This is a genomic window from Bacteroides sp. NSJ-39 (assembly GCF_014287315.1).
GTDB lineage: Bacteria > Bacteroidota > Bacteroidia > Bacteroidales > Bacteroidaceae > Bacteroides > Bacteroides finegoldii.
This window is the reverse complement of the sequence record NZ_JACOOB010000026.1, coordinates 38,818-44,958: the sequence shown is the minus strand read 5'-3', so window position 1 is coordinate 44,958 and position 6,141 is coordinate 38,818. Positions and strand designations below refer to the sequence as shown.

Here is a 6,141-nt window from a genome sequence, read left to right as displayed (position 1 = left end):
CGGTTTGAGTAGTCCCATAATGTTTGGTAAATAAGTTAATAAAATACAAAGGTAGCCTAAAAACTTGATAATAAAGAATGAACGTATTGGTTTAACGAAAGTTTGTTCTACTGCCAGCCGTTATCAACAGACAATAGCAGACAGTAGATTTGACATGATTCTACTTATTATATTGTAATAGTCAGTCAAAGTAATCTTTTCACATCCGGATCTATCATAGGTTGGATAAGTTGTTAACCTGAAGGTAACCGGTCTGATGGTATAGGAACAAAAAGAAGTCTGTAATCATGGCATTTACTCGGGTTAGAGAAGCCACATCTTTTTATTGCCGGACTTCCGGCATTGTTTCATCCATGTGCGAAAAGGAGTTTTTTCTTTCATCGCAACGTTTCTTTCACATACCCAAAGGGGGGCGTGAATCCAGACCCGCTTCAGTTTTCTTTTTCCTCCCCATATGACACAAAACGACTATCCATGACTATTCCTGCCGGTCGTGCTTGCTTCTCATGTTTTCCTTAATATTCTTCCTTCCGAGGTTATTCCGATGTGACGGTGATGGAGAGCCCTCGTATCCACGTAGGCCAGACCGGTCAGCGAGGGAAGATGAACACCCTGCGCGCCAGTTCCATCATCAGGTCGGGCATCGGGATTTACGTCATCCGTTTCTGTTCACTGCGGCTGATATGCTTTAATTTAGGTGCTTCTTTCTTCTCGTATGCCATATCTTTTATCGGGTTGGGCCACAATACTTTCCTGTCTACAGCGATATATATGAGCCGGTTGGGCCAGCACAAGCAATGATTCATGTGCCCGTTCCTGCGTCTCAACTCCTTCTTGAGAAAGATCTTGAACGATTCGGCGAACTCCCCGGTGATATATGAAAAAGTAGCTGAGTTTGATAGGAACGACTCTCTTCCGAAAGGAAGAGAGTCGTTTTGTTTTTCTATGCAGTATATCCGGAATAGTCCGGTTTTGGGTAGATTATTGCTCGAAAAGGGAAAATATGAATATAAACAAATAGTTTGTGGATACTCTTATTATGTCATAAGCTGCTAAATTTGCAGCCAATAATAGCATATATATTATGAGAAGACTACTATTCATATTTTCTTTTCTTTCCTTACTTGTTGTGGACGGAAAAGCGCAAGAGGTGGAGACCCTGACATTAGAGGATTGCCTTCGTATTGGTATTGACAATAACTTGTCGTTGGAGGGGAAACGCAAAGAAATACAGAAAAGCAAGTATGGCGTATCTGAGAACCGGTCGAAGTTATTACCACAGATAACGGTGATAGCCGGTTATAATAACAATTTTGATCCACCTGTGTCCGTTACTGACGGCTCTTCTTATGGTGTCCCTTATAATATTACGAAAACATTGCAGCATACTGCCAATGCGGGGTTAGAAATGCAAATGCCGCTTTTCAACCAGACACTCTATACCTCTATGTCCATAGCTAAGGTGATGGAGGAAATCAGCCGCCTGTCTTATGGAAAGGCTAGGGAGGATATCATTATGCAAATCAGTAAGATGTATTATCTCGGACAGGTTACGGCCGAACAGATAGTACTGATAAAAGCTAATATCACTCGTTTGGAAGAATTGAGGGATATTACGCAAGCTTTTTTTGATAACGGAATGTCTATGGAAGTCGATCTGAAAAGAGTGAATATAAATTTGGAAAATCTGAAGGTACAATATGACAATGCGCAGGCTATGATGAAACAGCAGTTGAATATGTTGAAATATATAATGGATTATCCGGCTGAAAAGGAGTTTGTATTAACACCGGTAAATACCGATAGTATTACTACAGTGGCTTTGACCGGTTTGTCGGAAAATATTTATGAACTTCAACTTTCACAATCACAAGTACAACTGGCAGAGAAACAAAAGAAGATAATTAGTAACGGTTATATACCTTCACTTAGCTTGACGGGTAGTTGGCGATATGCTGCTTATACGGATAAAGGCTACCACTGGTTTCACTCCGGCCCATCCAACCATTGGTTCCGCTCTTACGGGTTGGGACTGACGTTGCGTATTCCTATCTTCGACGGGCTGGATAAGACATATAAAATCAAGAAGGCGATGATTGATATCGAGAACAGTAAGTTGGCATGGGAAAATGCCCGGAAGAGTCTGCAAACTCAGTATCTGAATGCCGTGAACGACTTGATGAACAATCAGCGTAACTTTAAGAAGCAGAAGGATAATTATTTGTTGGCGGAAGATGTGTATACGGTCACATCCGACCGTTACCGTGAAGGAATTGCTTCTATGACTGAAGTGTTGCAGGATGAGATGCAAATGAGTGAGGCGCAGAATAATTATATTAGCGCGCACTATAATTACCGGATCACTAACCTAATGTTGTTGAAACTGACCGGACAAATCGAATCATTAGTCAAATAATAATCATAAATATGGAAACAATGGAAAATAATATTCCTTCCGCTACTCATCAGGAGAAAGCGAAGAAGATGAAGAAACTTCGTCGGTGGCAGATAGCAGTCAGCCTTTTGGGAGTGGCTATTATCGTTTGGGGAGTGATTGAAGTGATCTGTCTTTTCCTGAATTATAGTCAGACGGAGACTAGTAACGATGCACAGATAGAACAATATGTGTCGCCTATCAACTTGCGTGCATCCGGCTATATTGACAAAATCTATTTTACCGAGCATCAGGAGGTACGTAAGGGAGATACGTTACTGGTACTTGACGATCGTGAATATAAGATTCGGGTAATGGAAGCGGAGGCTGCTTTGAAAGATGCGCAAGCCGGTGCAACGGTTATCAATGCGACACTCAATACAACACAGACAACAGCAACCGTTTATGACGCGTCTATCGCGGAGATTGAGGTGCGTTTGGCGAAGTTGGAAAAAGACAGGAAGCGATATGAGAATCTGGTGGAACGGAAAGCGGCTACTCCCATTCAGTTGGAACAGATTGTCACGGACTATGAAGCTACACGTAAGAAGCTGGAGGCTGTGAAAAGACAGAAAAAGGCAGCTCTTTCCGGTGTGGATGAAGTGTCTTATCGCCGTGTGAGTACTGAAGCTGCCATCCAAAGAGCAACGGCTGCACTCGAAATGGCACGTTTGAATCTTTCTTATACGGTTGTGGTGGCTCCATGTGATGGAAAACTGGGACGTCGTTCTTTAGAAGAGGGGCAATTTATTGCAGCCGGACAGACTATTACGTATATTCTCCCCAATACGCAAAAATGGATTGTGGCTAATTATAAGGAGACACAGATAGAAAATCTGAGTATTGGACAAGAGGTATCTGTTACGGTAGATGCGATCAGTGATAAAGAATTCAAAGGGAAGGTGACCTCCATATCCGGAGCTACCGGATCCAAATATTCATTAGTACCAACGGATAATTCAGCAGGCAACTTTGTGAAGATTCAGCAGCGTATTCCGGTGCGAATTGATTTTACCGATTTGTCCAAAGAGGATAATGAACGATTGGCTGCCGGTATGATGGTAGTGGTGAAAGCTAAACTCTAATTACCTACCACCTCCTCCCGCACTATATCTCCTTCTTTAATTTTTAATTTATAATTTTTTATTAAACCCAATGCCCTCTTATCCTAAAAACTATCCTTTTTACAGTTGGATGCCCAAGCCGTTGGGTATTATAATTCTTTTGTTCTTCTTTCTGCCGATTCTTACGGTAGGTGGGGTTTATTCGGTCAATAGTACCGAAATGATGAGTGGGCTTGGTATTATCTCCGAACATATACAGTTTGCCAACTTTGTAACTTCGATAGGTATGGCGGCTTTTGCTCCCTTCCTTTATCAACTGGTATGTGTGCGGCGGGAAAAGATGATGTGTATTGTCGGGTTTGCATTCATGTATATATTCAGCTATATCTGTGCAAAGACTGATAGTGTTTTTCTGTTGGCACTTTGCAGTCTTTTGACAGGCTTTTTGCGCATGGTGCTGATGATGGTCAATTTGTTTACGCTCATTTGGTATGCCGGTGGTATGGAAGCTACCCGCAACATTACTCCCGGTTTGGAACCGAAAGACGCTTCCGGATGGAATAAGCTGGATATTGACCGGTGTGTGAGTCAACCGGCAGTTTATCTGTTTTTTATGATTCTGGGACAGTCAGGTACGGCGCTGACGGCCTGGCTGTCCTTTGAATATGAGTGGAAATATGTATACTATTTTATGATGGGGATTCTGCTGGTATCTATTTTACTTCTTTTTATAACTATGCCGAATTATAAGTTTCCGGGACGGTTTCCTATTAATTTTCGTAAATTTGGCAATGTTACAGCGTTTTGCGTCTCTTTGACGTGCCTCACTTATGTGTTGGTCTATGGGAAAGTACTCGATTGGTATGATGATGAGTCCATCCGGTGGGCGACGGCTGTCAGTATTCTTTTTGCGGGAATATTTCTTTATATGGATGCGAGGCGCCGCTCTCCTTATGTATTGTTGGATGCGTTTAAACTGCGTACCATACGTATGGGAGCATTACTTTATTTGTTGTTGATGGTGATAAACTCCAGTGCAATGTTTGTCAATGTGTTTGCGGGGGTCGGTATGCATATTGATAATTTACAGAATGCGGCGTTGGGTAACTGGTGCATGGTAGGGTATGCTATTGGTGCTGTACTTGCTATGGCGTTGGGAAGTAAAGGATTGCATTTTAAGTATCTATTTGCTATGGGATTCTTTTTTCTGTCTTTGTCTGCCGTATTCATGTATTTTGAAGTGCAGACCGCAGGAGTTTATGAGCGTTTGAAATATGCGGTTATTATCCGTGCCACGGGTATGATGATTTTGTATGCGCTGACAGCTGCCTATGCTAACCAACGTATGCCCTTTAAATATCTTTCCACATGGATCTGCATTATGCTTACCGTGCGTATGGTTGTGGGGCCGAGCATTGGAGGAGCACTCTATACAAATGTATTGCAAGAACGGCAACAACATTATGTAACCCGTTATGCACAGAATGTGGACCTGCTTAATCCGGATGCTTCCGCTTCTTTTCTCGGTACGGTGCAAGGAATGAAATATCAGGGGAAGAGTGAGACGGAAGCCCGTAATATGGCCGCCATATCTACCAAAGGCCGTATTCAGGTGCAGGCTACACTTTCCGCTCTTAAAGAAATGGCGGGATGGACGATCTATGGTGGATTAATTTGTATGATATTTGTGCTTGTTATTCCTTATCCTAAACGAAAATTGTTAACTTAGTGCCGTTTTTAGTAGTACTCTGTTAATATGTTGTTATAATGGGAATTGGACGAGATCGTTTGCTGCAGTTTGAACGCGATTTGCTAAACGGAAAAAATATATGTAGTTCAAGAGGAATATTTGTGACTTTTCCCTCCCCGCTGCAAGCACCTTTTCGTATGAAGGGGTTGGGGGTGATTGTTTGTGGACAAGGAGAGTTTTTGTTTTTACTCAATCAGAAGAAACATTTGGCTAAGGCGGGTGAAAGTTTGTTTATTCCTGAAGATGGTGAATTTCAGATCCTCGAAGAATCTAGGGATTTGGAAATACAGATGTTGTTTTATCAGATAGATCCTATTCGGGATATTATGGGTAATCTGGTTGTTTCCATGTATATGTATTCTCGGTTGACATCTGAAGCCCCTTCTTGCGTGTGGAATACCGGTGAGGAGGAAGATATTCTGAAATATATGTCTTTGTTGGATAGTGCTTTGCAGCCTGAAGAGAATTCATTTAAGTTCTATGAACAGAAGCTGCTTCTGCTTGCACTGACATACCGGATTTGCTCTATTTATAATCGTAAACTTGTTGGTGAAAGACGAGATGCGGGAGGGCGTAAGCGTGAAACCTTTATCCGCTTGATTCAACTGATCGAGCAGCATTATATGCAGGAGCGGGGAGTCGAATTTTATGCAGATAAATTATGTCTGTCACCCAAATACTTGTCTGCTATATCTAAAAGTATCTGTGGATATACGGTACAGGAACTCGTTTTTAAGGCGATTATACGTAAATGTATCTCCTTGCTTAAAAATACTCAAAAAAATATTCAGGAAATATCCAATGACTTTGGCTTCCCAAATGCCTCCTATTTTGGTACTTTCTTTAAGAAGCAAATGGGGATGTCGCCACAACAGTATCGGAAAAGTCTCTAA

Annotated in this window: 4 protein-coding genes and 1 pseudogene; 4 read left to right on the top strand and 1 reads right to left on the bottom strand. The window is 41.8% G+C overall.

All coding sequences use genetic code 11. From position 1 onward, the window contains the following. Positions 1 to 522 precede the first annotated feature (522 nt). Positions 523 to 884: pseudogene (locus H8S63_RS20230) on the bottom strand (site-specific integrase); the annotation flags it as partial. A 200-nt stretch (positions 885 to 1,084) separates the two neighbouring features. Between H8S63_RS20230 and H8S63_RS18705 the strand changes: the two are divergent. The 4 genes from H8S63_RS18705 (at position 1,085) to H8S63_RS18690 (ending at position 6,141) form a co-directional block, all read left to right on the top strand. Then, a complete protein-coding gene (locus tag H8S63_RS18705; protein WP_007747891.1) occupies positions 1,085 to 2,416 on the top strand; it encodes a TolC family protein in 1,332 nt (443 codons plus the stop codon). An 11-nt stretch (positions 2,417 to 2,427) separates the two neighbouring features. Continuing rightward, a complete protein-coding gene (locus tag H8S63_RS18700) occupies positions 2,428 to 3,519 on the top strand; it encodes an HlyD family secretion protein (RefSeq protein WP_007747893.1) in 1,092 nt (363 codons plus the stop codon). Between the two features lie 70 nt (positions 3,520 to 3,589). After that, the gene (locus H8S63_RS18695; protein ID WP_032839023.1) at positions 3,590 to 5,227 is read left to right on the top strand and encodes a hypothetical protein; all 1,638 of its coding nucleotides are present in this window, start codon (positions 3,590 to 3,592) and stop codon (positions 5,225 to 5,227) included. 38 nt (positions 5,228 to 5,265) lie between these two features. Then, positions 5,266 to 6,141, top strand: a complete 876-nt coding sequence (locus H8S63_RS18690; RefSeq protein WP_007747898.1) for an AraC family transcriptional regulator — start codon at positions 5,266 to 5,268, stop codon at positions 6,139 to 6,141.